14 protein-coding genes are annotated in these 21,183 nt (G+C 71.5%); 1 reads left to right on the forward strand and 13 read right to left on the reverse strand.

The window, feature by feature from the left end; all coding sequences use genetic code 11:
- Nucleotides 1–207: 207 nt before the first annotated feature.
- The 11 genes from M1D56_RS14210 to M1D56_RS14260 all read right to left on the reverse strand — a co-directional run bounded on the left by M1D56_RS14210 (nucleotide 208) and on the right by M1D56_RS14260 (nucleotide 16,055).
- Nucleotides 208–3,099, reverse strand: coding sequence for an immunoglobulin-like domain-containing protein (locus tag M1D56_RS14210; protein ID WP_456283943.1), 2,892 nt, complete (start codon nucleotides 3,097–3,099; stop codon nucleotides 208–210).
- 145 nt (nucleotides 3,100–3,244) lie between these two features.
- Entirely contained in the window at nucleotides 3,245–4,291 is a 1,047-nt protein-coding gene (locus tag M1D56_RS14215) for an ABC transporter permease subunit (protein WP_271172879.1), read from the reverse strand.
- Nucleotides 4,288–5,352: an ABC transporter permease gene (locus M1D56_RS14220; protein ID WP_271172880.1), complete on the reverse strand. Its 1,065-nt coding sequence runs from the start codon at nucleotides 5,350–5,352 to the stop codon at nucleotides 4,288–4,290. Before M1D56_RS14220 ends, M1D56_RS14215 begins: the two co-directional genes overlap by 4 nt.
- Nucleotides 5,349–6,908, reverse strand: a complete 1,560-nt coding sequence (locus M1D56_RS14225) for a sugar ABC transporter ATP-binding protein (protein WP_456283944.1) — start codon at nucleotides 6,906–6,908, stop codon at nucleotides 5,349–5,351. The genes M1D56_RS14220 and M1D56_RS14225 overlap by 4 nt, the downstream gene beginning before the upstream one ends.
- Before the next feature lie 91 nt (nucleotides 6,909–6,999).
- A complete protein-coding gene (locus M1D56_RS14230) occupies nucleotides 7,000–7,983 on the reverse strand; it encodes an ABC transporter substrate-binding protein (protein ID WP_282978719.1) in 984 nt (327 codons plus the stop codon).
- A gap of 155 nt (nucleotides 7,984–8,138) precedes the next feature.
- A complete protein-coding gene (locus tag M1D56_RS14235) occupies nucleotides 8,139–9,677 on the reverse strand; it encodes a sugar ABC transporter ATP-binding protein (RefSeq protein WP_282978720.1) in 1,539 nt (512 codons plus the stop codon).
- Nucleotides 9,674–10,693 (reverse strand): LacI family DNA-binding transcriptional regulator, encoded by a 1,020-nt coding sequence (locus tag M1D56_RS14240; protein ID WP_456283945.1) that lies wholly within the window; start codon nucleotides 10,691–10,693, stop codon nucleotides 9,674–9,676. Before M1D56_RS14240 ends, M1D56_RS14235 begins: the two co-directional genes overlap by 4 nt.
- A 240-nt stretch (nucleotides 10,694–10,933) precedes the next feature.
- Complete coding sequence (locus M1D56_RS14245) at nucleotides 10,934–12,880, reverse strand: glycoside hydrolase family 127 protein (protein ID WP_456283946.1); 1,947 nt, start codon at nucleotides 12,878–12,880, stop codon at nucleotides 10,934–10,936.
- Nucleotides 12,881–12,882: 2 nt separating this feature from the next.
- A complete protein-coding gene (locus M1D56_RS14250; protein WP_456283947.1) occupies nucleotides 12,883–13,782 on the reverse strand; it encodes a carbohydrate ABC transporter permease in 900 nt (299 codons plus the stop codon).
- A 1-nt stretch (nucleotide 13,783) separates the two neighbouring features.
- Nucleotides 13,784–14,692 carry a carbohydrate ABC transporter permease gene (locus tag M1D56_RS14255; RefSeq protein WP_456283948.1) on the reverse strand — a complete coding sequence of 303 codons (909 nt, stop codon included), beginning with the start codon at nucleotides 14,690–14,692 and terminating at the stop codon, nucleotides 13,784–13,786.
- 64 nt (nucleotides 14,693–14,756) lie between these two features.
- Complete coding sequence (locus M1D56_RS14260; protein WP_456283949.1) at nucleotides 14,757–16,055, reverse strand: ABC transporter substrate-binding protein; 1,299 nt, start codon at nucleotides 16,053–16,055, stop codon at nucleotides 14,757–14,759.
- A 179-nt stretch (nucleotides 16,056–16,234) separates the two neighbouring features.
- Between M1D56_RS14260 and M1D56_RS14265 the strand changes: the two genes are divergently transcribed.
- Complete coding sequence (locus tag M1D56_RS14265) at nucleotides 16,235–17,257, forward strand: LacI family DNA-binding transcriptional regulator (RefSeq protein WP_421075205.1); 1,023 nt, start codon at nucleotides 16,235–16,237, stop codon at nucleotides 17,255–17,257.
- 218 nt (nucleotides 17,258–17,475) lie between these two features.
- Here M1D56_RS14265 and M1D56_RS14270 read toward each other — a convergent pair whose 3' ends face one another.
- Complete coding sequence (locus M1D56_RS14270; protein ID WP_456283950.1) at nucleotides 17,476–18,708, reverse strand: ROK family transcriptional regulator; 1,233 nt, start codon at nucleotides 18,706–18,708, stop codon at nucleotides 17,476–17,478.
- Nucleotides 18,709–18,799: 91 nt separating this feature from the next.
- Nucleotides 18,800–21,181, reverse strand: coding sequence for a glycoside hydrolase family 2 TIM barrel-domain containing protein (locus M1D56_RS14275; RefSeq protein WP_456283951.1), 2,382 nt, complete (start codon nucleotides 21,179–21,181; stop codon nucleotides 18,800–18,802).
- Nucleotides 21,182–21,183: the final 2 nt, after the last annotated feature.

The raw sequence follows: 21,183 nt of genomic DNA on the forward strand, positions 1-21,183 counted from the left end.
GGTTTCGGGGGGGGGTGGGGTCGGGTGGCGAGTCCGGGGTGGCCAGTCCGGGATGTCGGACGGCCAGCCCAGGATATCGGACGGCGAGTCCGGGGTCGGGGGTGGCCAGTCTCGGGTGGCCAGTCCCGATGTCTCGCTCGCCGCGGGAAAGGGGGCGTCTTTCCCGCGGCGAGTGAGACATGCTGACCCGTGCGTCAGCGACCGGGGTCAGCCGCAGGTAACGGCGGCGTAGGGCGCGTCGATCTGAGCGCCGCCGGCCGCCGCGGTGACGACGCCGGCGGGGATGGTCGCGGCGCGCGTCGGGAACGCGACCGAGCCGCTCGCGTCGGGCTGCAGCGCGGCGAGGGTCTTCGCTCCGAAGCTCGACGACAGGGCGACGTCGACCGCCGCCGCTCCGACGTTCGTCGCCTTCACGACGACGGTCGCCTTCCCGCCGACGCAGCGCGTCGACGCCGAGACCTCGAGCGGCGCCGTCACCGCGACGGTCGCCTCCACGGGCGCGCGGGATGCGTCCTGCGCGACGCCCCGCACGGTGAACGTGCCGGGCTGCGCGTATGCGGCCGGGTCGATCGCATCCCAGACGACCGCGACATCTTGCTCCGAGCCATCCGCCATCGTCAGGTGCGCACCGGGCAGCGCCGGCGCCGTGCCCGCGGGCGTCGTCACGGCGATCGCGTCGGCCTCGGCCACCGCGAGGTCTGGCGCGAACGCCTCGAGCACCGTCTCGTACTCCTCGCGGGTCACGGGCAGCACGGTTCCGTGCCGCGGCTTGCCGCCATCGGCGTTCTGCGGCAGGTTCTCCCGCAGCGTGGCGCCGACGGGCTGCCACGCATCGCCGTCGGCGATGTCGTCGGTCGCGAACGGGATGTAGTAGTTCGGCCCCGCGTGGTACGACGGCTGGTCGATGAACAGGTACCACTCGTACCCGTTCACGTCGCCGTCATTCGCCGGGAAGATGCTCGGCCCCTCGCCCTGGGTGAAGATGCCGCCGGGCTCGCCGTTCGGCAGCCCGGTCGCGACCTGGTCCTTCACGAGCGTCCACTCGTCGGCCGCGCCTTCGCCATCCGGCAGGGTGCCCGAGACGGTCGAGAGCAGGTCCGTCGAGCGCTCCTGGCGGATCGTCATGGACGCCTCGTCCTTGAGGAACCGGTAGTACGTGCCGTCGACCCTGGCGATCGTCGCGTCGATCGTCCCGCGGCCGGTGCCGCGCTTCACGTCGACCCACGGCCGCGCCTCGGAGAACGTGACGAAGTCGTCGGTCGTCGCGTACATCATGCGGTTGTACGTCACGGCCGTCCGGTCGGCGGGATCCGTCGTGTCGTAGAGGTTCGAGGCCCAGTACACGACGTACGTGTCGAGCTCCTCGTCCCAGTACGCCTCGGGCGCCCAGGTGTTCCCCGCGAAGTCGCTCGACACCTTGACATGGCGCTGCTCCGACCAGTGCACGAGGTCGTTCGACTCCCAGACCTCCATGTGCAGCGAGCCCGTGCGCTGGGCCGCGTCGAAGCCCCCGGCCAGGCCCGCGACCTTGAGGTCGGTGGCGAGCATGTAGAAGCGGTCGCCCTCCGCCGAGCGGATGATGAACGGGTCGCGCAGGCCCTGCGTGCCCTGCGTCGACGTGAAGAGCGGCTGCCCGTCGTTGAGCGTGTTCCAGCGGAGGGCGTCGTTGCCGCGCGAGGCGGCGAGGCTCACGCGCTCGGCGCCGTCGCCCTCGCCCGTGAAGAAGGCCCACACGTACGCCTCCTCCTCTGCCGTGTCGGATGGCAGGGGCTGGATGGTCAGGGCGATCTCGCGGGTTCGCGTCGCGTCGCCGACGCGGGCTGTCGCCGTCAGGATGACGTCGACCGCCTCCTCGCCGGCCGCGGGCCGCTCCACGACGAGGGTCTGCGTGCCCTCGGCCGCGCCGTCGCGCAGCGAGACCGGAGCACCCTCGGGCACCGTCCAGCTGATCGCCGATCCGTGCGCGCCGGTCGTGGGCACGGAGACGTTCGTCCGCACGTCTGCGGCGTTCGCGATCTCGATCGCCGCGAGGTCGCCATCCGCCTTCTCCGCGTCGGTGAGGTCCTCCGGAACCGTCACGGCGAATGTCGCCGTGCGCGTCTGCGCTCCCGCGGTGAACACCGCGGTCAGGGTCACGGCCGCGTCGCCCGAGCCCGGTGCGGGGCGCACCACGGTCGCCGATCCACCCGAGATCGCGATCGCGGGGTCATCCGAGCTCCACGCGATCGACGTGCCGTACGCGGTCGTCGGCAGCGTGAAGTCGGCCTCCGCGGTCGCGGGCACGTCGACCGACGCCACCGCGCGATCGAGGGCGCCGTCGCTGTAGAGCGCGGCGGCCTCGGTCGGGTCGAGCGCCTCGCCGTACACCGCGAGATCGTCGATGTCTCCCGCGAAGAACGGGTCGCGGTACGTCGAGCGGCCCAGGTAGGCGACGAGGCTGCTGCCGAAGCTCGCGACGTCGCGCGCGATGGCGTGCTCGGCGGCCTTCTCGCCGTTCACGTAGAGGGTGAGTCGCCCGTTCGTCCCGTCGATCACGGTCGTGTAGAGCGCCATCCCGGCGGGCGTGCGCACCCCCGCGGTCGGCGTGCCGGTGGCGCCGGCGCCGACCTCGGTGCCCCACGGCGCCGACGCGCTGACCGTGTTCGTGACGACCGACTTCACGTAGCCGCTCGGATTCGACGGGTTGAGGAGCCAGTATCCGCTCGAGTACGACGCGCCGCTCGCGACGGGCGCGCCGATGAACGCCGCGGCGAGGTTCCCCGGCCCCGACCGGTGCGACGCCCACATCGACACGGTGAGGTCCTTGCGGCCGACGAGGTCGTCTGTCGGCAGCTCGACGTAGGCCGCTGAGCTCGTGGCCGACCCGCCCGGGAGCGACAGCACGCCGTCGGCGAAGGCCGCGCCGGACTGCCGCAGGGCGCCGTGATTGCCGTTGCCGCTGAGGTCGTCGATCGTGACGCCGTCTGCGGGGGCCGCGTCGAACGCGTAGTGCAGAAGGGGCGCGGCGTCCTCGGCGGCGGCCGGAGCCGTCGCCGCCGCGAGCCCGACGGTCAGGGCCGCCGCGATGCCGATCGCGGCGGGTCGGAGCGTTCTTCTCAAGGTCGTGCCTCTCGTCGTCGAGAACGGCGTCGTCATCGGCGCCGGGGGTCGCGCGCAGGGCGCAGGGGAACGCCCGTCGAGGGCGGAGGGGCGCGGCCGGCGCCTCACGCTCGATCGGTCGATGAGGCGCCGGCGCGTCGGTGCGCTACTCGCGACGCCGTGCGAGCACGGCGCGCTGCAGCAGGACGAACACGAGGAGGATGCCTCCCGTGATGATGGTCGTGGCCTCCGGCGGGATGCCGCCGTCGCGCGTGATGAGCACGTTCATGAGACCGAGCACGAGGGCGCCGACGACCGAGCCGAGCACGAAGCCCGCGCCGCCCGTGAGCAGCGTGCCGCCGATGACCGCCGCCGCGATCGCGTCGAGCTCCCACCCGATGCCGGTGATGTTCTGGGCGCTGCCGAGACGGGCGGTGTAGACGACGGCGGCGAGCCCCGACAGGGTGCCGCTGATGACGTAGACCCACATCTTGGTCGCGGCCACGGGCAGGCCCATGAGCGCCGCGGACTGCTCCGAGCCGCCGATCGCGTACACCGTGCGCCCGGTGCGGGTGCGGTGCAGCACGAAGAACGCGATCGCGACGACGACCACGGCGATGAGCACGCCGGGGGTGATCACGATGTCGTTGACCTTGGGCCCGTCGACGACCTTGATCTGCGTGCCCAGCGTGCGCAGCGCGGAGTCGTCGGCGAGGCGCTCGGGCACCGTGCTGAGCATCGACGCGAGACCGCGGCCGAGGAACATCATCGCGAGGGTCGCGATGAACGGCTGCACGTGGAAGTACTGGATGAGCACGCCCGAGATCGCGCCGAACACGGTGCCGATGAGGATCATGAGCACGGTCGCGACCCAGGGGTCCCAGCCCGCGTTGATGAGCAGCACGCCGGCGACGCTGCTGAACGCGATCACGGCGCCGACCGAGAGGTCGATCCCGCCCGTGAGGATCACGAACGTGAGGCCCACGGCGAGGATGATGAGGTGCGCGTTGTTGATGAGCAGGTTCGACAGCGTGTTGAACTGCACGATCTGGCCGTACGCGGCCTCGCCGTAGATGATCATCCCGACGAAGATCACGACGGCCGCGGCGGTCGGGAGCGTGTCGAGGTGGAGGGACAGCCGCTGGAGGATCGGGCTCAGGCGGCCGGGCTCCTGCGCGGGTGCGGGAGCCGGGGGCGTGGTGAGAGCGCTCATGCCGCGACGACCTCTCGCTGGGCCGGGCGGGCTGTGCGCGCCCGGCGCTGACGGAACACGCGCCGCACCCGCTCCGACTGGAGGAGGCAGAGCGCGACGATGACGATGGCCTTGAAGGCCGGGGTCGCCGACGACGAGATGCCGAGGAAGACGACCGTCTTGTCGAGCGTCGCGATGAGGATGGCCCCCACGACGGCGCCCGTGACGTTGAACTTGCCGCCCGCGAGCGACGTGCCGCCGATGACCACCGCGAGGATCGCGTCGAGCTCGAGCTGGTAGCCCGTGCGCGACACGTCGACGGTCATCACGCTCGCCGTCGCGAAGACCCCCGCGATGCCCGCGAGCACCCCGCCGACGATGTACACCGTGAACAGCAGCGCGCGGCGGTTGACGCCGGCCAGGCGCGCGGCCTTGGCGTCCATGCCGATCGCCTCGAGCATGAGGCCCAGGGCGCTGCGGCGGACGAGGAGGCCGACGGCGATCACGATGAGCAGCGCGAGCAGGAACACGACGGGCAGGCCGAGCACGTACCCGTTCGCGATCCACCGGAACGCCTCGTTCGAGGCCGTCGTGTTCTGGCCTCCCGTGATGACCTTCGCGAGACCGCGCCCCGCGAGCATGATGACGAGCGTGCTGATGAAGGGCTGCAGGCCCACGACCGACACGAGCACGCCGTTCACGGCGCCGAGCGCCGCGCTCACGACGACCACGAGACCGAGCGCGGCGAACGCCGAGCCGAGTGTGTCGGGTGCCGCGCTGAGGAACTCCATCGACACGGCGCCGGCGACGACCATCACGGATCCCACCGAGAGGTCGATCCCGCCTGTCGCGACGACGAGGCACATGCCGACCGCGATCATCATGATCGGCGCGGCGGCCCGCAGGATGTCGATGACGTTTCCGACGAGGTGGCCCGACGATCCGACCGTGACGGCGAGATAGCCGGGGTCCTTCGCCAGGTTGACGGCGAGCAGGAGCACGATGGCGACGACGCCCCACACGTACTGGCTCTTGAGCAGTCCCCTCAGGACCTCTCGGGAGCGGGATGCGCTCTCGCTCATGATGCGACCTCCTCGCGGATGGCGCCATCCGCGTCTGCACCGTCGAGGCCGTCCTCGGCGATGATCGTGACGATGGAATCGGCGGAGACGCCGGGGCCGCCGTCGATCTCGGCGATCTTGCGGTGGTCCTTGAGGACGACGATGCGGTCGCTCTGCCGGACGACCTCCTCGAGCTCCGACGAGATGAAGACGACCGAGAGCCCCTCGTCGGCGAGAGCGGCGACGTACTCCTGGATCTCGGCCTTGGCGCCGACGTCGATGCCGCGCGTCGGCTCGTCGAGGATGAGGATCTCGGGCTCGGTCGCGAGCCACCGGCCCAGCAGGACCTTCTGCTGGTTGCCGCCCGAGAGCAGGCGGATCGGCCGCTCGGGATCGGTCGGGCGGACGCCGAGGGCCGAGATGTACTTCCTCACGAGCTCATCCTGCTCGCGGCGCGGCAGCGGGCGCGCCCAGCCGCGCTTGGCCTGGACGGCGAGGATGAGGTTCTCGCGGACGCTGAGGTCGCGGATGATGCCCTCGTCGCGGCGGTTCTCGCTCGAGAACGCGATGCGCTCGGCGAGCGCCTTCGCCGGCGTCGAGATGTCGGCCTTCTTGCCCCGGAGCGCGACCTCGCCCGTGTCGGGGCGGTCGGCGCCGAAGACGAGGCGCGCGAGCTCCGTGCGCCCCGATCCGAGGAGGCCGGCGAACCCGACGACCTCTCCGCGGTGCAGGTCGAGGTCGACCTCCTCGATCGCGCCCTTGCGGCTGATCCCCTTGGCCGAGTACAGCGCGTCGCCGCGCACACGCCGTGCGGGCTTGGCGTCGAGCGACGCCAGCGTCTGGGCGTCCTTGCCGATCATGGTGGAGATGAGGGTCGCGCGGTCGATCTCGCGCGTGCGGAACTCGCCCTCGAACCGGCCGTTGCGCAGCACCGTGAGGCGATCGCTGATCGCGTAGACCTGGTCGAGGAAGTGCGAGACGAACAGGATGGCGACGCCCTGGTCGCGCAGGCGGCGGATGACCGCGAAGAGCTGCTCGACCTCGTTCGCGTCGAGGCTCGAGGTCGGCTCGTCGAGGATGAGCACCTTGCACTGCGCGACCATCGACCGGCTGATCGCGACGAGCTGCTGGATGGCCAGGGGCAGGGTCGCGAGCGACTGCTTGGGGTCGAGGTGGCCGAGCCCGAGCTTCTCGAGCGTCTCCCCGGCACGGCGGTGCGTCGCGCGCCAGTTGATCCCGAGCGGGCCCTTCACCTCGTGGCCGAGCATGACGTTCTCGCCGATCGTGAGGTTCGCGCAGAGGTTGACCTCCTGGTATACGGTCGAGATGCCCGCGCTCTGCGCGTCGGCCGTGCCGCTCAGCCGCCGCGGCTCGCCCGCGATGCGGATCTCGCCCTCGTCGATCCGGTAGACGCCCGTGAGCGCCTTGATGAGGGTCGACTTCCCGGCCCCGTTCTCGCCCATGAGCGTGTGCACCTCGCCGGGGAAGAGCCGGAAGCTCACCTCGTCGAGGGCCTTCACGCCGGGGAACGATATCGAGATGCCCTCCATCTCGACGATCGGACGCGATTGCGTCATCGCATGCTCCACATCTGTCGCCGCGAGCGTGCCGCGGGTGGTCTGAGCGTGCGGGGCCCGCGAGGGCCCCGCACGTCGGGCGCGTGCCCGATCAGTACTTGCGGTCGGGCAGCGCGGTCTCGGCGGCCTCGGGCGAGTCGAAGGTCTCGCTCGGGACGACGATGCTCGGCTCGACGTCCTCGCCCGCGAGCACCTTCTCGACGACGTCGAGGGCGGTCTCGCCGAACAGCGGGTTGTACTCGGCGACGAAGCTGAGGTCGCCGGCCGCGAGGGCCTCGAGGGCGCCCTGCGTGCCGTCGATCGTGGCGATCTTGACGTCCTCACCCGGCGTCAGGCCCGCCTCCTCGACGGCCTGGACGGCGCCGAGGCCCATCTCGTCGTTCTGCGCGAAGATGAACTGCACGTCGTTGTCGTTGGACTTCAGGACGGTCTCGACGACGCCCTTGGCCTCCTCGGTCGACCAGTTCGCCGTCTGCGCGCCGATCTTCGTGAAGCTCGACTCGGCGCCGACGACGGCGTCGAAGCCCTCGTTGCGCTCGTTCACGACAGAGACGCCTGCCGGGCCCTCGAGCACGAAGTAGTTCGCGCCGTCGGGGAAGGCCGACACCGCCCACTCGGCGACCGCCGTGGAGACCTCGATGTTGTCGGGCGCGATGCGCGTGACGTAGAGGCTCGTGTCGTCGGGCTCGATGCCGCGGTCGAGCAGCACGACGGGGATCTCCGCCTCCTGGGCCCGCTTGAGCGAGTCCTCCCAGCCGGTGGCCTCGGTGGCCGACAGCAGGATCACGTCGACGCCCTCGTCGACGAACGACGTGAACGCGTCGATCTGCGACTTCTGGTCGAGGTTCGTGGCGGGCGCGTACTTGAGCTCGTAGCCCGCCTCCTCCGTGAACGTGTCCTGGATGTTCTGCTCGTTCGCCTCGCGCCAGGCGCCCTCGGGCCCGACCGCGACGAAGCCGATCGTGGTGACGTCGTCGTCGCCGGCCGCCCCGCCCGAGCAGGCAGCGAGACCGAGCGACAGGGCGCCGACGGTCGCGAGACCGAGCACCTGGAAGACGCGCTTGTGTGCAGACATGGTTCTCCTCCTCGAGACACCGGGCGCAGGGCCGCCCGGCGATCCGGATCCGTCGTGGATCCGCTGCCGATTGCAGTGACGCGTGGTGCGCCATGCTCGAGATGTTACCGGGAACAATTTGTTCCGTGCAAGGGCGAGATCGGATCGTGACGGGATCAGTCCCCGAGATCCCCGTCGAGGTCGGCGGCGATCATCTCGACGATCGTGTCGACGGTCACGCCGGGGCCGTTGCTGAGCTCGCCGATCTTCTCGCGGTCCTTGAGCACGACGATGCGATCGCTCAGGCGCACGACCTCCTCGAGCTGCGACGAGATGAAGACGACCGCGACGCCCTCCCCCGCGAGCTGAGCGACCTTGCGCTGGATGTCGAGCTTCGCGCCGATGTCGATGCCGCGCGTGGGCTCGTCGAGGATGAGCACGTGCGGGCGCGTAGCGAGGAGGCGCGCGAGCATGATCTTCTGCTGCGTGCCGCCCGAGAGCTCCTCGACGGGGCGGTCGATGTCGGACGGCGACAGGCGCAGGGCCTCGAGGTACGTCTCGATGAGCGCGTCCTGCTCGCCGCGCGACAGCGGCCGCGACCATCCGCGCAGCGCCTGCAGAGCGAGCACGATGTTCTCGCGCGCCGTGAGCCCGCCGATGATCCCCTCGTCGCGGAGGTTCTCCGTGGAGAGGGCGATGCGGTGGTGGAGCGCGGCGCCCGGGCTGCTGAGCTGCACCCGCCGTCCGTCGACCCAGAGCTCGCCGCTGTCGGCGCGCTCGGCGCCCGCCATGAGGCGCGCGAGCTCGGTCCGCCCCGAGCCGCGCAGCCCGGCGAAGCCGACCACCTCGCCACGGGAGAGCTCGAGATCTGTCGGCTCGAGCGTGCCGCGTCGTCCGAGCGCTGAGGCCGACAGGGTCGGCTCCCCCGAGGCCGCGTAGTGGTGGGACAGGCGCTCCGAGCGCAGCGCCTTGAGCGCCTCGATGTCCTCGCCGATCATCTTCGAGATGAGGTCGGCCCGGTCGAGATCGTCGGCGGCGTACTCCCCCACCACGCGCCCGCCGCGCAGCACGGTCATCCGGTCGGCGATCGCGAAGACGTGCTCGAGGAAGTGCGAGACGAAGAGGATGGCGACGCCGCGGTCGCGCAGACCCCGCACGACCCGGAGGAGCGTGCGGACCTCGGCCGCGTCGAGGCTCGCGGTCGGCTCGTCGAGGATGAGGACGCGCGGCTCGAGCACGAGGGCTCGCGCGACGGCGACGAGCTGCTTGACCGCGGGCGACAGAGCCGTGAGCGGCGCGCGGGGGTCGACGTCGTCGAGGCCGAGCCGCGCGAGCACCTCCTGGGTGCGGGCGCGGTTGGCCTTCCAGTCGATGCCGAGGCGGCCTCGGATCTCGTTGCCGAGCATGACGTTCTCGGCGACCGTGAGGTGCGGACTGAGACGCGTCTCCTGGAACACGGTCGCGATGCCCTGTGCGCGGCTGCGCGCGACGCCCACGGGAACGCTCTCGTCTCCGTCGATCCGAACCTCGCCCGAGCGGATGGGCACGGTTCCGGTGAGCGCGCCGATGAGCGTGGACTTGCCGGCGCCGTTCTCGCCCATGAGCGCGTGCACCTCGCCCGGGCGCAGCGTGAGGTCCACGTCGTCGAGGACGCGGACCCCCGCGAACTCGACGCAGATCCCCGTCATCTCCACGACGGGCTGACGCGCGGTCATCGCCCCTCCCGCGGCGCGGCCGTGGAGGAGCGCACGAGGAGCTCGGCGGGGATGCGCGTCACGCGAGGGATCTCGCGCTTCTCGATCGCCGCGCGCAGCATGTCGACCGCGGAGACGCCGAGCGCGTGGAAGTTCTGCCGGATGGTCGTGAGCGGCGGCAGCACGTGCGCCGAGAGCGGCACGTCATCGAAGCCGACGACGCTGAGGTCGTCTGGCACGGAGAATCCGCGGTCGGCGAGCCCGTGGATGAGCCCGACCGCCATGTCGTCGTTGCCCGCGAAGATCGCGGTGTAGTCGGGCAGCTCGCGGATGCCCCTGGCGAAGTCGTAGGCGAAGTCGGCCGTCCAGTCGCCGACGACGATCGGGCGCTCCCGGATGCCCCACGCCTTCGCGCGTGCGTGGAACGCGCGCTCGCGTGCGCGGGCGTCGAGCCAGTCGAGCGGCCCGGCGAGGTGCAGGATGTCGCGGTGCCCGAGCGAGACGAGATGGTCGACCGCGAGGGTCGTGCCCTCCTGCTGGTCGACCGAGACGGTGAGGAACGCCGGGTCCTTGTCGGGCTTGACGACGAGCACCGGGACGCCGATCGAGATCTTGCGGAGGGCGGCGATCGACGACGAGCGCGGGGCGACGACGCACAGGGCGTCGATCCCCTGGGTCGTGAGGTTGTCCACGGCCTCCTGCGGCGTGATCTCGTCGCCGCCGCGCAGGGCGATCGCGCCCACGGAGTATCCGGCCAGCCGCGCGGCCGACTCGACGGCGCGGAGCGTGCTCGTCGGGCCGAACTCGACCGCGCTCTCCACGAGCACGCCGATCCGCTGGCTGCGCTGCGTCGCAAGGGCACGCGCCGCCATGTTGGGGCGGTAGTCGAGCTCCTCGATGACCTCGAGCACGCGGCGGCGCGTGGCCTCCTTGATGTAGGGGTAGTCGTTGAGGACGCGCGAGACCGTCATGTGCGAGACGCCGGCGAGCTGGGCGACCTGCCGGATGTTCGGCTTGTCCGCGCTCGTGTTCGCCACCGGAGTCCTCCATCGGTCTCGCCGTCGCCGGGAGCGGGACGGGGGCCGCGCGCGACGGCGCGCGGCCCCCTCAGCCTAGCGATCGCGGCGGCCTGTGAGCGGGAACAAGCCCCGGCCATCCGCTCTCCCCGAGACTCCGCGTCCCCGACTCTGCATGTCTCACTCTCGGCGGCTTCGCGCCCGCCAGAGCCGCGGAGAGTGAGACATGCAGAGTCGGAGTGGGTGGAAGGGGCGGCGGGGTCAGGCCCCCGCGCGGCGCTCGGGGATCCAGATGCGCATCGTGGAGGGACCCCGCTCGGCCCACTCGTGATACGGGATGAGCGGCACGTCGACGATCTGCTCTTCGTCTGCGACCTCGGGGTCTCCGAACGGCCACGGCAGGTCGACGGGGCGGCGGATGGCCAGGCGCGCGACGACGCGTCCGTCCTCTTCGCGCAGGGGCGCGTCGGGATCGATCGCCACGACATCGACGCCGATCCCCTCGGGGAGGTCGACCGATTCTAGCGCCAGCACCTCGGGGCCGCGCTCCACCGCCACCGCGCCCCGGATCGCGTCGATGCGCGCGTCCGGCCGCGTGAGCCGCGGCGCGACAGGGAGGCGCAGCGTCACGACATCGCCTGCGGAGAACGCGCGACGCACGGTCGCGTACCCGGGTTCCGCCGCGAGCGTCTGGACCCCGCCGTCCGCCGAACGGACCTCGAGCGCTGCTCCGACCGCCCAGCTGGGCACGCGGAGCGAGAGCGCCCACTCCGCGTCCGCTGCGGCGTCCACGGTGACGCGGATGTCGCCGGCCGCGGGGTAGTCCGTCTCCACGTGCAGTGCGACGTCGTGCCCGGCGACCGTCGTGGAGATCGTGGCCGGAGCGTACTGGTGGATCTGGAGCCCCTCCTCGTCGACGGTCGCGACGTACGCGGCGAGGCTGGCGAGGGTGCGGGCGACGTTGGGCGGGCAGCACGACACCTCGAACCACGGCGCGCGCAGCGACGACTCCGCACGCGCGGACGGCGCATCCGGGTCGGCGACCTCTCCCGGCGTGCGCTGGTGCAGCGTGTTCGCGTAGTAGAACGCCGTGCCAGCGGACGAGGGCGAGGTCGCGACGACGTTGTACAGCGTGCGCTCGATGAGGTCGGCGTACTTCGCCTCCCCTCGCTCGAGCAGCAGGCGCCAGCTGAACTGGACCGATGCGATGCCCGCGCAGGTCTCGGAGTAGGCGCGGTCGGGCGGCAGCTCGAAGTCGGCGCCGAACGCCTCGTCCTGGTGGTGGGCGCCCTGCCCGCCGGTGATGTACGTGCGGCGGGCGACCGTGTTGTCCCACTGCCGCACGAGCGCCGACGACAGCTCGCCGTCGGCCGTCTCGACCGCGACGTCGAGTGCCCCCGACGAGAGGTAGTTCGCGCGCACGGCGTGGCCGCGGAGGACGTCGGCCTCGCGGATCGGGATGTCGTCCTGGAAGTACGAGCGGCCGAACTCGATGTCCGCGAGCACGCCCGTGCCGTGCCGGTCGACGAAGAGCTTCGCCTGCGCGATGTAGCGGGGCTCGCCTGTGACGCGACCGAGCTCGACCAGTCCCATCTCGATCTCCGCGTGCCCGCACATCGACGGGATGCCGTCCTCGCCGAACACCTCGCAGACGAGGTCGGCGGCGCGTGTCGCGATCTCGAGGAGCCCGTCGTCGGCGCCGGGCTTCGTGCGTGCCCGCGCGACCGCGGCCTGGAAGAGGTGCCCGAGGCAGTAGAGCTCGTGCCCCCATTCGAGGTCGGACCACCTCGGGCCCTGACCGGGGCGGCCGAACCGCGTGTTCAGGTACCCGTCGGGCTCCTGCGCCGCGCCCACGACCGAGACGACGTCGCGGAACGCGCGCTCGAGCTCGTCATCGGGGGCACGGCCGATCTCCCACGCGAGCGCCTCGAGGTACTTGTAGACCTCGGAATCGGAGAACTCACGACCACGGCGGCCCTCGGGCGGCCCACCGGCGACGGCGAGCTCGAAGTTGCGGATCCAGCCCTCGCGCTCGAGCCACGTGCCGATGTGCGCGAGGGTCGCGCGCCGGTTCACGCGCTGCCGAGCACCCCAGAACCCTCCCGTGATCGCGACCTCCTCGATCCCCAGGGGACGCAGCGCGCCCGAGCTCGGCAGGACAGGAGCGGCAGCCGCCGCGGTCGCGCGGTGCGATGTGGTGAGTGTCATGATCATCCCTTGAAGGCGCCGGACATGAAGCCCTGCACGTAGTGACGCTGGAGAACGAGGAACAGGAGCACGCAGGGCAGCGCGAGGACCGCGACCCCGGCGAGCGTGGCGCCGTAGTCGATCACGCCCATCGTCTGGCCGCGCAGATTCGCGACCGCGAGCGGCAGCGTCATCCGATTCGTGTCGCTGATGAGGATGAGGGGCGCGATGAAGTCGTTCCACGCGGTGAGGAAGGCGAAGAGCCCCACCGTGATGAGCCCCGGCTTGGTCGCGGGCAGCAGCACGCGCCACAGCGCCGAGAAGCTGTTGCAGCCGTCGACGAGGGCGGCCTCGTCGAGCTCGCGCGGGATCGACTCGAACGAGATCCGCATCATGAACGTGGAGAACGGCAGCTGGAACATCGTGAGCACGAGGGCGACGCCCACGGTCGTGTTGCCGAGGCCGAGGCCGTTGAGGATCACGTACAGCGGGATGAGGAGGGTCGCGTACGGGACCATGAGGATGGCCAGGGTCGTGAGGAACAGCGCGGTCTTCCCCGGGAACGAGAACCGGGCGAATGCGTATCCGCCGAGGAACGAGATCGCGAGCGTGAGGATCACGGTGAGGCCCGACACGACGAGCGAGTTGCCGAGGTAGACCCAGATGCCCGCCTGGAACTCGGCGAGCGTCGCGTAGTTCCCGAGACCCCAGCCTTCCGTCTGACTCGTGCCGGCGCGCGGCGCGAACGACGACACGACGGCCCAGACGAGCGGGTAGAGGAAGACGGCCGCGAGCGCGGCCGAGAAGATGCCGAACGGCGCCCTCGCGAGCAGCCGGCGCCATCCGCCCTGCCGCGGCGCGCGCGACGCGCCGCGGCCCTCCGTGACGATGACCTCGGTCTCGGTCGGAGCGAGCGCGGTCATGTCAGCTCTCCTCTCCGCCGCGGAGCGCCCGCAGCTGGAAGACGTTGATGACGACGAGGGCGATGAGCACGATGACCGACAGCGCCCCCGCGATCCCGAGGTCGTTCTGCCCCTGGAAGGCCATGGAGTACATGAGCTGCACGACCGTCATCGTGGAGTTGTCGGGACCGCCCTTGGTGAGGATGTAGAACTGCTCGAACGCGAGCAGCGAGCCCGTGACGCACATGACGATCGTGAGCGCGAAGGTGGGCCGCATGAGGGGCATCGTGACGTGCAGGAAGGTCTGCAGCTTCGAGGCCCCGTCGATGCGCGCCGCCTCGTACACCTCGCCCGGGATCGCCTGGAGGCCCACGAGCATGAGGAGCATGTAGAACCCCGTGAAGCGCCACACGATGAGGAAGACCGTCGCCCAGAGCGCGCCGCCCGGCGTCCCGAGGATCGTGAAGCCGGATGACTCCATCCACTCCGCGAACGGACCCGCGATCGGCGAGTACAGGACATAGAAGAGGAGCGACGCCGAGGCGAGGCCGAGGGCGCTCGGCACGAGGAAGGCGGTGCGCAGGAACGACCGCCACCGCGACGACTCCTGGACGAGCAGGGCCAGCCCGAGGCCGAGGCCGATGAGGAGGACCGTCGCGGCGATCGTGTAGATCACCGTGAAGCGGATGGCCTCCCAGAACAGGCGGTGGTCGACGGCGGCGACGTAGTTGTCGGGGAAGTTCCAGCCCCGGAAGCCCGCGAGCAGCGGCCAGTCGCCGAGCGACATGGCCACGACGAGAACGAGGGGGACGACGAAGAGAACGCCGACGAAGAGGGCGGTGGGCGAGGCGTACAGCCATCCCTGGATGGCGTGCGCGCGCTGCGCGCGGGTCCGCCCGGGACGTCGCGCGGTCGTGGCGGCGGTGGTCATCGTGGATCCTTCTGTCCGATGCCGTCGGGGCGCTCCGCTGCGGGGAGCACCCCGACGGCGGCTGTCACTGCGAGAGGATCTCGGTGATCGCGGCGTTGTCCTCTTCGAGGGTTCCGCCCTCGCCGAGCACCTCGTTGCGCACGAGGGTGAGCCAGGGGCTTCCCGCGGCGTTGAAGGCCTGCTGGAAGCTGACGGCCACGGGGGTGTCGCCCTGGGCGGCGACCTCGTTGATCGTCACGAGGCGCGGGTCGGCCGATGCGTGCTCGTTGTCGGCGAGGTCTCCGCGGGAGACCACGTTGCCGTTCGCCGCGAGGACGTCGACCTGCGTCTCCTCCGACATCATCCACGCGAGGAAGTTCCACGCCTGCGCAGAGAGCTCGGAGTCCTTCGAGATGCCGATGCTGTCGCCTCCGACGAAGGTCGAGGCGCCGCCGTCGACGCCGGGGAGGCCCGCGACGCCCGCGTCGAACTCGAGAGCCGGGAGAAGCGTCGCCGGGTACGGCATGATGCCGACCTTGCCCTCCTGGAAGCCGGCGACCCACGTGGCGCCGGTCTCGTCCTCGGACCCGGGCGCGACGACGCCGTCGTCGACGAGGCCCTTCCACGTGCGGTAGATCTCCTGCGCCGCCTCGCCGTCGAGGAGCGACTCGGTGCCGTCCTCGCTGAGGACCTCCTCACCCGACGCCCAGATCGACGGGAACCACGTGAAGAGCAGGCAGCCGCCGCAGTTGAGGCCGGTCGAGGTGCCGGAGACGCCGTCCAGGCCGAGCGCGTCGACGTCACGCGCGATCTCGGCGAACTCCGCGATCGTCTCGGGGGCCTTCTCGGGGTCGTGGCCCGCCTGCTCGACGAGCTCCTTGTTCCACATCATGACCGACAGGTCGAGCACGAAGGGCAGCGTGTACTCGGCATCGTCGATCGTGCCGGCCGACATGTGGCCCGCGTTGATCTCGTCGGCGTAGTCGAGCTGCTCGACGAGCGGCGAGATGTCCTGGAAGAGGCCCTGGCCCGCCCAGTTCGGCACGTAGACGACGTCGGCGGCGAACAGGTCCGGCAGCCCGCCGGACCCCGCGGCCGCCCCGACCTTCGCCACGTAGTCGTCGTTCGGGACGACCGTGAGCTCCACCTGGTTCTCGTGCGTGGCGTTGTACTCCTCCACGAGCAGCTTGGCCTGCGCCTCGATCGGCGCACGCGTCCACAGCGAGAGGGTGGAGCCGTCGTCTACGCCCTCGGCGGGGATCTCGTCGACCGCGGCCTGGCCTCCGCTGCCGCCCGAGCACGCCGTGAGGCCCACCGCGAGCGCACCCGCGACGGCGAGTCCTGCGGCGCGCATCGCTGTGCCGCGCCGGATGGTCGTGATCATGTGTCTGCTCCTCTGGCTCTTCGTTGAGCGAGCACGCCGCCGTTGCCGCCGATGCTCGACATGCCGCACGAAAGCTTTCGAAACGGCTTTCGTTGAATCTAGCGGCGACACTTCGGGCCGTCAAGCACGACCGCGCAGAAGTCCATGTAACGGTTTCGAGACTGTGGCACGCTAGAGCGATGAGCACGGAGCGCAACGGGCGGGCCGCCACCCTGAACGACGTCGCGCAGCGCGCGCGCGTCTCGGCGGCGACCGCCTCCAAGGCACTCAACGGCCGCACCGACGTCGCAGCGGCGACGAGGGCTCGCGTGCTGGCGGCAGCCGAGGAGGTCGGGTTCACCCCCAACGCGGTCGCGCGCGGCCTCACCGCCGGGCGTACGAGCACGGTGGGACTCCTCACGAGCGACCTCGACGGCCGCTTCGTCCTGCCCATCCTCATGGGTGCCGAGGACGCCTTCGGCGCGGGGCGCATCGACGTGTTCCTGTGCGACGCGCGCGGCGACGCCGTCCGGGAGCAGCATCACCTGCGCGCGCTGCTCAGCCGCAGGGTCGACGGGATCATCGTCGTGGGCGACCGCACCGATCCCCGCAGGAGCCTCGGCCGCGCGCTGCCGGTCCCCGTGGTGTACGTCTATGCACCGTCCAGCGATCCGCGGGACCTGTCGCTCACGCCCGACAACGTCGAGGGCGGCCGTCTGGCCATCCGCCATCTGCTCGCGTGCGGCCGCAGCCGCATCGTGCACATCGGAGGCGATCCCTCCTATGCCGCCGCGCAGGATCGCCTGAGCGGAGCACAGGAGGCGCTCGCCGCGGCCGGCACGGCCTTCGCGGCGGAGCCGATGCTCGGCGAGTGGTCGGAGCACTGGGGGCGGGCGGCTGCGGCCCTTCTGCTCGAGCGCGATCCGGAGATCGACGCCGTCTTCTGCGGCTCGGACCAGATCGCGCGCGGCGTGCTCGACGCGGCGCGCGACCTCGGACGCGACGTGCCGCGCGACCTCGCGGTGATCGGCTTCGACAACTGGACGGTGCTCGCAGAGAACTCGCGTCCGCGCCTGACGACGGTCGGCGTGGACTTCGAGGCGCTGGGTCGCACCGCCGCGCAGCACCTCTTCCACGCGTTCGACGACAACGGGATCGAGAGCGGCGTCCTGCACACGCCCGTCCAGCTCGTCGTGCGCGGAACGACCATCCCGGTCGACTGAGCGCGGGACACGACGCAGGAGATCCGCGGCCACGCCCCGGAATCCGGTTCCCGCGGCTCAGGCCACGGGAACTCCTGCGCTGTGTCCCGCACACCGCACCCCGACGCCCGCAGCAAGCCCTGCATGTCTCACTCTCGGCGGCTTCGCCCCCGCCAGAACCGCGGAGAGTGAGACATGCAGAGCCTGCAGAGCCCCGACATGCTGAGCGCGCAGAGGCGTCAGAGCGCGATCGGCGTCCGGCTCGTCAGAAGGCCCGCGTCGGCGAGGAAGCGCTCGAGCGCGATGACGGCGATTCCGGTGGACACGGTGCTCCCGCCGATCGTCGACACGCCGAGCTCGACGTCGGCCCCGGCCGTCCCGGGCGCCTGGTCGCGCAGGTGCTCGCGGGTCGCCGGCAGCAGGCGGTCGCCGAGCGCCCAGGCCGTCCAGCCGGTGAGCGTCACCACCTCGGGGTTGACGACCGCGACGAGATCGGCGAGCGCCGAGCCCAGGTACCAGGCGGTGCGCGCGATCGTCTCGTCGACCGCCGCATCCTGCTCGGGCCCATCCGCCGCCCCGGCCATCGCCTCGATGAAGTCGCGCTGCGAGTCGAGCGCGAGAAGCGGATGGTCCGGGGCGATCTCGCGGAGCGTCTGCCGGATCCCGGGCGCTCCGACGTAGGCCTCGACGCAGCCGCGGCGGCCGCAGCGGCACCCGCGTCCGTCGAGCGCGAGCAGCGAGTGCCCCCACTCCCCCGCGAGATTCGTCGCTCCGCGCAGGATGCGCCCCTCGAGCACGATCGCGGCGCCGACGCCCGTGCCGAGGTTCACGGTGACGAGACTCGAGTGCGACCGGCCGCGCCCGAGCCACAGCTCGGCCGTCGCGATGACCTTGAGCGGGTTGTCGATGACGAGCGGCAGCCCCACCCGCTCGCGCAGGCGGTCGAGCTCGACGGTGTGCCAGGTCCAGTTCGGCACGAGCACCGAGACGCCGGCGGGCGCCTGCACGAGGCCCGGGAGCGAGACCCCGACGCCGAGCACATCGCGCCGGTCGACGCCGCCCTGCTCGAGCACGCGGTCGAGCGCGCTGCCGATCGCCTCGACGACGGAGTCGGGGTCGAGGAGGTGCTCGTCGCGCTCGACGTCGACGAGCGCGATCTGGGTGAGCGCCGTATCGAACAGCTCGGCGCGCACGTAGGTCTCGGCGACGTCGATGCCGACCACCCGGCCGCGATCGGGGTTCATCGCGAGCGTCGCCGTCGGCCGCCCGATCCGGCCGACCGTGACCTTGGTCTCGACGACGATGCCCTCGACGAGGAGCTCGCCCACCACCGTGGCGACGGTCGCCGGGCTGAGTCCCGTCGTGCGGGCGATCTCGTTGCGCGTGGTCTCGCCCTGCGACAGCAGGACATGCAGCACGTCGAGCCGCGACTCGCTCCGGATGTCGCGCGACGTGCGCCTCGAGACAGCCATGTTCACTCCCGCACCGCGGCCATCCGCATCGGGTCCGCCGCCGCGGCGGGCGATCCCGGCGACCGGTCCCCCGCCGGTCGTCGCCAGTATGTCACGGCCCGCACTCCACGATCGTCTCGGGGAGCCCCTCGGCCCGGAGGCGCACGACGGCGCCGGCGTCCGCGCGCACGAACACGGCGAGCCGCCCCTCGAGGGTCCGCCGCTGCGAGCTCGCGTAGGGCGTGACGTCGGCGAGGTCGCCGTTCTCGATCCCGAGCAGCTCGCCGCCGGAGACCTCGACCGAGACCATCCGCTCGTCCCGCGCCGATCCTCCGTCGGCGTCGCGCAGCGCGCACTCGATCTGCACGAGACCGTCGAACGGGGCGCCGTCGAGAGCGAGGCCGGCGTCGGCGCAGCGGCGCGCCGCATGCTCCGGGGCCTCCCAGACGACCGCGTCGAGGCGATCGGCCGCCCCGCGCGCGCGGAGCTCGTCCTGTGCGACGACGGCGCCGTCGCGGATGATCTCGAGCACGAGCGGCGCGGAGCGCACGTCGGTCTCGGCCGTCCAGAAGCCGCCCTCGTCGTCCCATGCGAGCGGGATCGCGTCGCCTCCGCACGTGAGCCTCGGCTCGCCGCCGCCCGCGAAGCAGAGCACCTCGACCCGCTCCCCGCCCTCCCATGCGCGCGAGACGGGATGGCTCCAGAAGCTGCGCGGACCCTCCCCTGCCGGCCGGGTCACGAGATGCGCGACGGGCTCGTCGGTCCACCAGCTGCGCCGCAGATGCCACGTGTGCTTCGCGAAGCCCGCGAGCGTGAGCAGTCCCGCCCCCGAGCCGCGCACGGGCCATCCGTGCGCCTCGCCGAGATAGTCGATGCCGGTCCACAGGAACTGCCCCGCCACGTAGTCGGCTCGCACGACGTGCTGCCAGTCGGCGTAGCCGTGGCCGTTCTCGCTGCCCAGCAGAGGCTTGTCGGGGAACCGCGCGTGGTCGGCCTCGTACAGGTGCTCCTTGTAGTTGTAGCCGACGACGTCGATGTCGTCGAGGAAGCCCGTGAGGCTCGACAGCTCGGGGAAGGCCGCCGCGATCGTCACGGGCCGCGTCGGGTCCTTCGCGCGGACGATCGCCGCGAGCCGCCGAGCGATCGTCGTCAGGCGCCGGATGTCCGGGCGCGACGGATCGTAGACGCGCTCGGCCGCGGGCTTGCTCGCGTCGTTGTTGCCGGTCATCTCGTCGAAGAGGGGGCTCGCGTACGGGTCGTTCGGGTAGTCGATCTCGTTGCCGATGCTCCACGCGATGATCGACGGATGGCCGCGATGCGCGTCGATCATGGCCGCGAGGTCGCGCTCGTGCCACTCCGGGAAGTCCTTGGCGTAGCCCTCGTGCCGCGGCGGGTACACGTTGTGCCCCTGCCACCACTTGTTCTTCGGGTTCTCCCACTCGTCGAAGGCCTCGTCGATCACGAAGAGGCCGAGCGCGTCGCAGAGGGCGTACAGCTCGGGGGCGTGCGGATTGTGTGCCATGCGGACGGCGTTCGCGCCCATCTCCTTCAGCCGCAGCAGGCGCCGCAGCCACACCGCCGGAGGCACGGCGGTGCCGAACGGCCCCGCGTCCTCGTGCAGGCACACGCCCGTGAGCGTGCGCGGCTCGCCGTTGACCGAGAAGCCCGCGTCGGCGTCGAAGGCGACCGTGCGGATCCCGACGGTCTGCGTGTAGCGGGCGGATGGCCCCCGATCGGGCACGAGGGTCGTCGACAGACGGTGCAGATGCGGATCGGTATCGGACCAGAGCTCGGGATCGGGCACGCGCGTCTCGCTCTCGACGTCGGCCGCGCCGCCCGCTGGCACCTCGACGGCCGCGTCGAAGGCGTGCACGCGCCCCGATGTCAGGGAGCGCAGCTCGTGCCGGACCTGCACCGACACCGGCTCGGGGCCGTCGTTGACGAGGGTCTGGACGACGCGCACGACGGCCTCGTCGGCGTCCGCCGACAGGGTCGTGAAGGCTGTGCCGTACTCACGGAGGCGCACGGCCTCGTGCACCTCGATCTCGACGCCGCGGGTGATCCCCGCGCCGTTGTACCAGCGCGAGTCGGAGAGGTCGGAGTGATCGACCCGCACGCTCAGCACGAGGTCGTCGTCGGGCGCGTACGAGAGGATCTCGGTCAGGTCGAACGAGAACGCGGCGTACCCCGACGGCCGTCCGCCGAGGTGGTATCCGTTCGCCCAGACCTGCGCGTTCTTGTAGACCCCGTGGAACACGAGGCGCACATGCGGGGCGTCGGCGAGCTCGCCCATCGGCACGTGGGCGCGGTACCAGCCGACGCCGCCCGGCAGATATCCCGTGCCGCTCGAGCAGTCGCGCGAGAACTCCTGCTCGACGCTCCAGTCGTGCGGCACCCTCACGGCACGCCATGCGGTGTCGTCGAAGCCCTTCTTCCACGCGTCGGGCTCGTCGCCGAGGTGGAAGCGCCAGGGGATGATGGGGTTCGCGCGCACGC

This window comes from Microbacterium sp. JZ101 (genome assembly GCF_053903175.1).

Coding starts and splice junctions, on each gene's coding strand:
- M1D56_RS14220 (WP_271172880.1), bottom strand. CDS start 5,352: ATGAGCGAGAGCGCATCCCGCTCCCGAGAGGTCCTGAGGGGACTGCTC.
- M1D56_RS14270 (WP_456283950.1), bottom strand. CDS start 18,708: ATGGCTGTCTCGAGGCGCACGTCGCGCGACATCCGGAGCGAGTCGCGG.
- M1D56_RS14250 (WP_456283947.1), bottom strand. CDS start 13,782: ATGACCGCGCTCGCTCCGACCGAGACCGAGGTCATCGTCACGGAGGGC.
- M1D56_RS14225 (WP_456283944.1), bottom strand. CDS start 6,908: ATGACGCAATCGCGTCCGATCGTCGAGATGGAGGGCATCTCGATATCG.
- M1D56_RS14230 (WP_282978719.1), bottom strand. CDS start 7,983: ATGTCTGCACACAAGCGCGTCTTCCAGGTGCTCGGTCTCGCGACCGTC.
- M1D56_RS14265 (WP_421075205.1), top strand. CDS start 16,235: ATGAGCACGGAGCGCAACGGGCGGGCCGCCACCCTGAACGACGTCGCG.
- M1D56_RS14235 (WP_282978720.1), bottom strand. CDS start 9,677: ATGACCGCGCGTCAGCCCGTCGTGGAGATGACGGGGATCTGCGTCGAG.
- M1D56_RS14255 (WP_456283948.1), bottom strand. CDS start 14,692: ATGACCACCGCCGCCACGACCGCGCGACGTCCCGGGCGGACCCGCGCG.
- M1D56_RS14215 (WP_271172879.1), bottom strand. CDS start 4,291: ATGAGCGCTCTCACCACGCCCCCGGCTCCCGCACCCGCGCAGGAGCCC.
- M1D56_RS14260 (WP_456283949.1), bottom strand. CDS start 16,055: ATGATCACGACCATCCGGCGCGGCACAGCGATGCGCGCCGCAGGACTC.
- M1D56_RS14245 (WP_456283946.1), bottom strand. CDS start 12,880: ATGACACTCACCACATCGCACCGCGCGACCGCGGCGGCTGCCGCTCCT.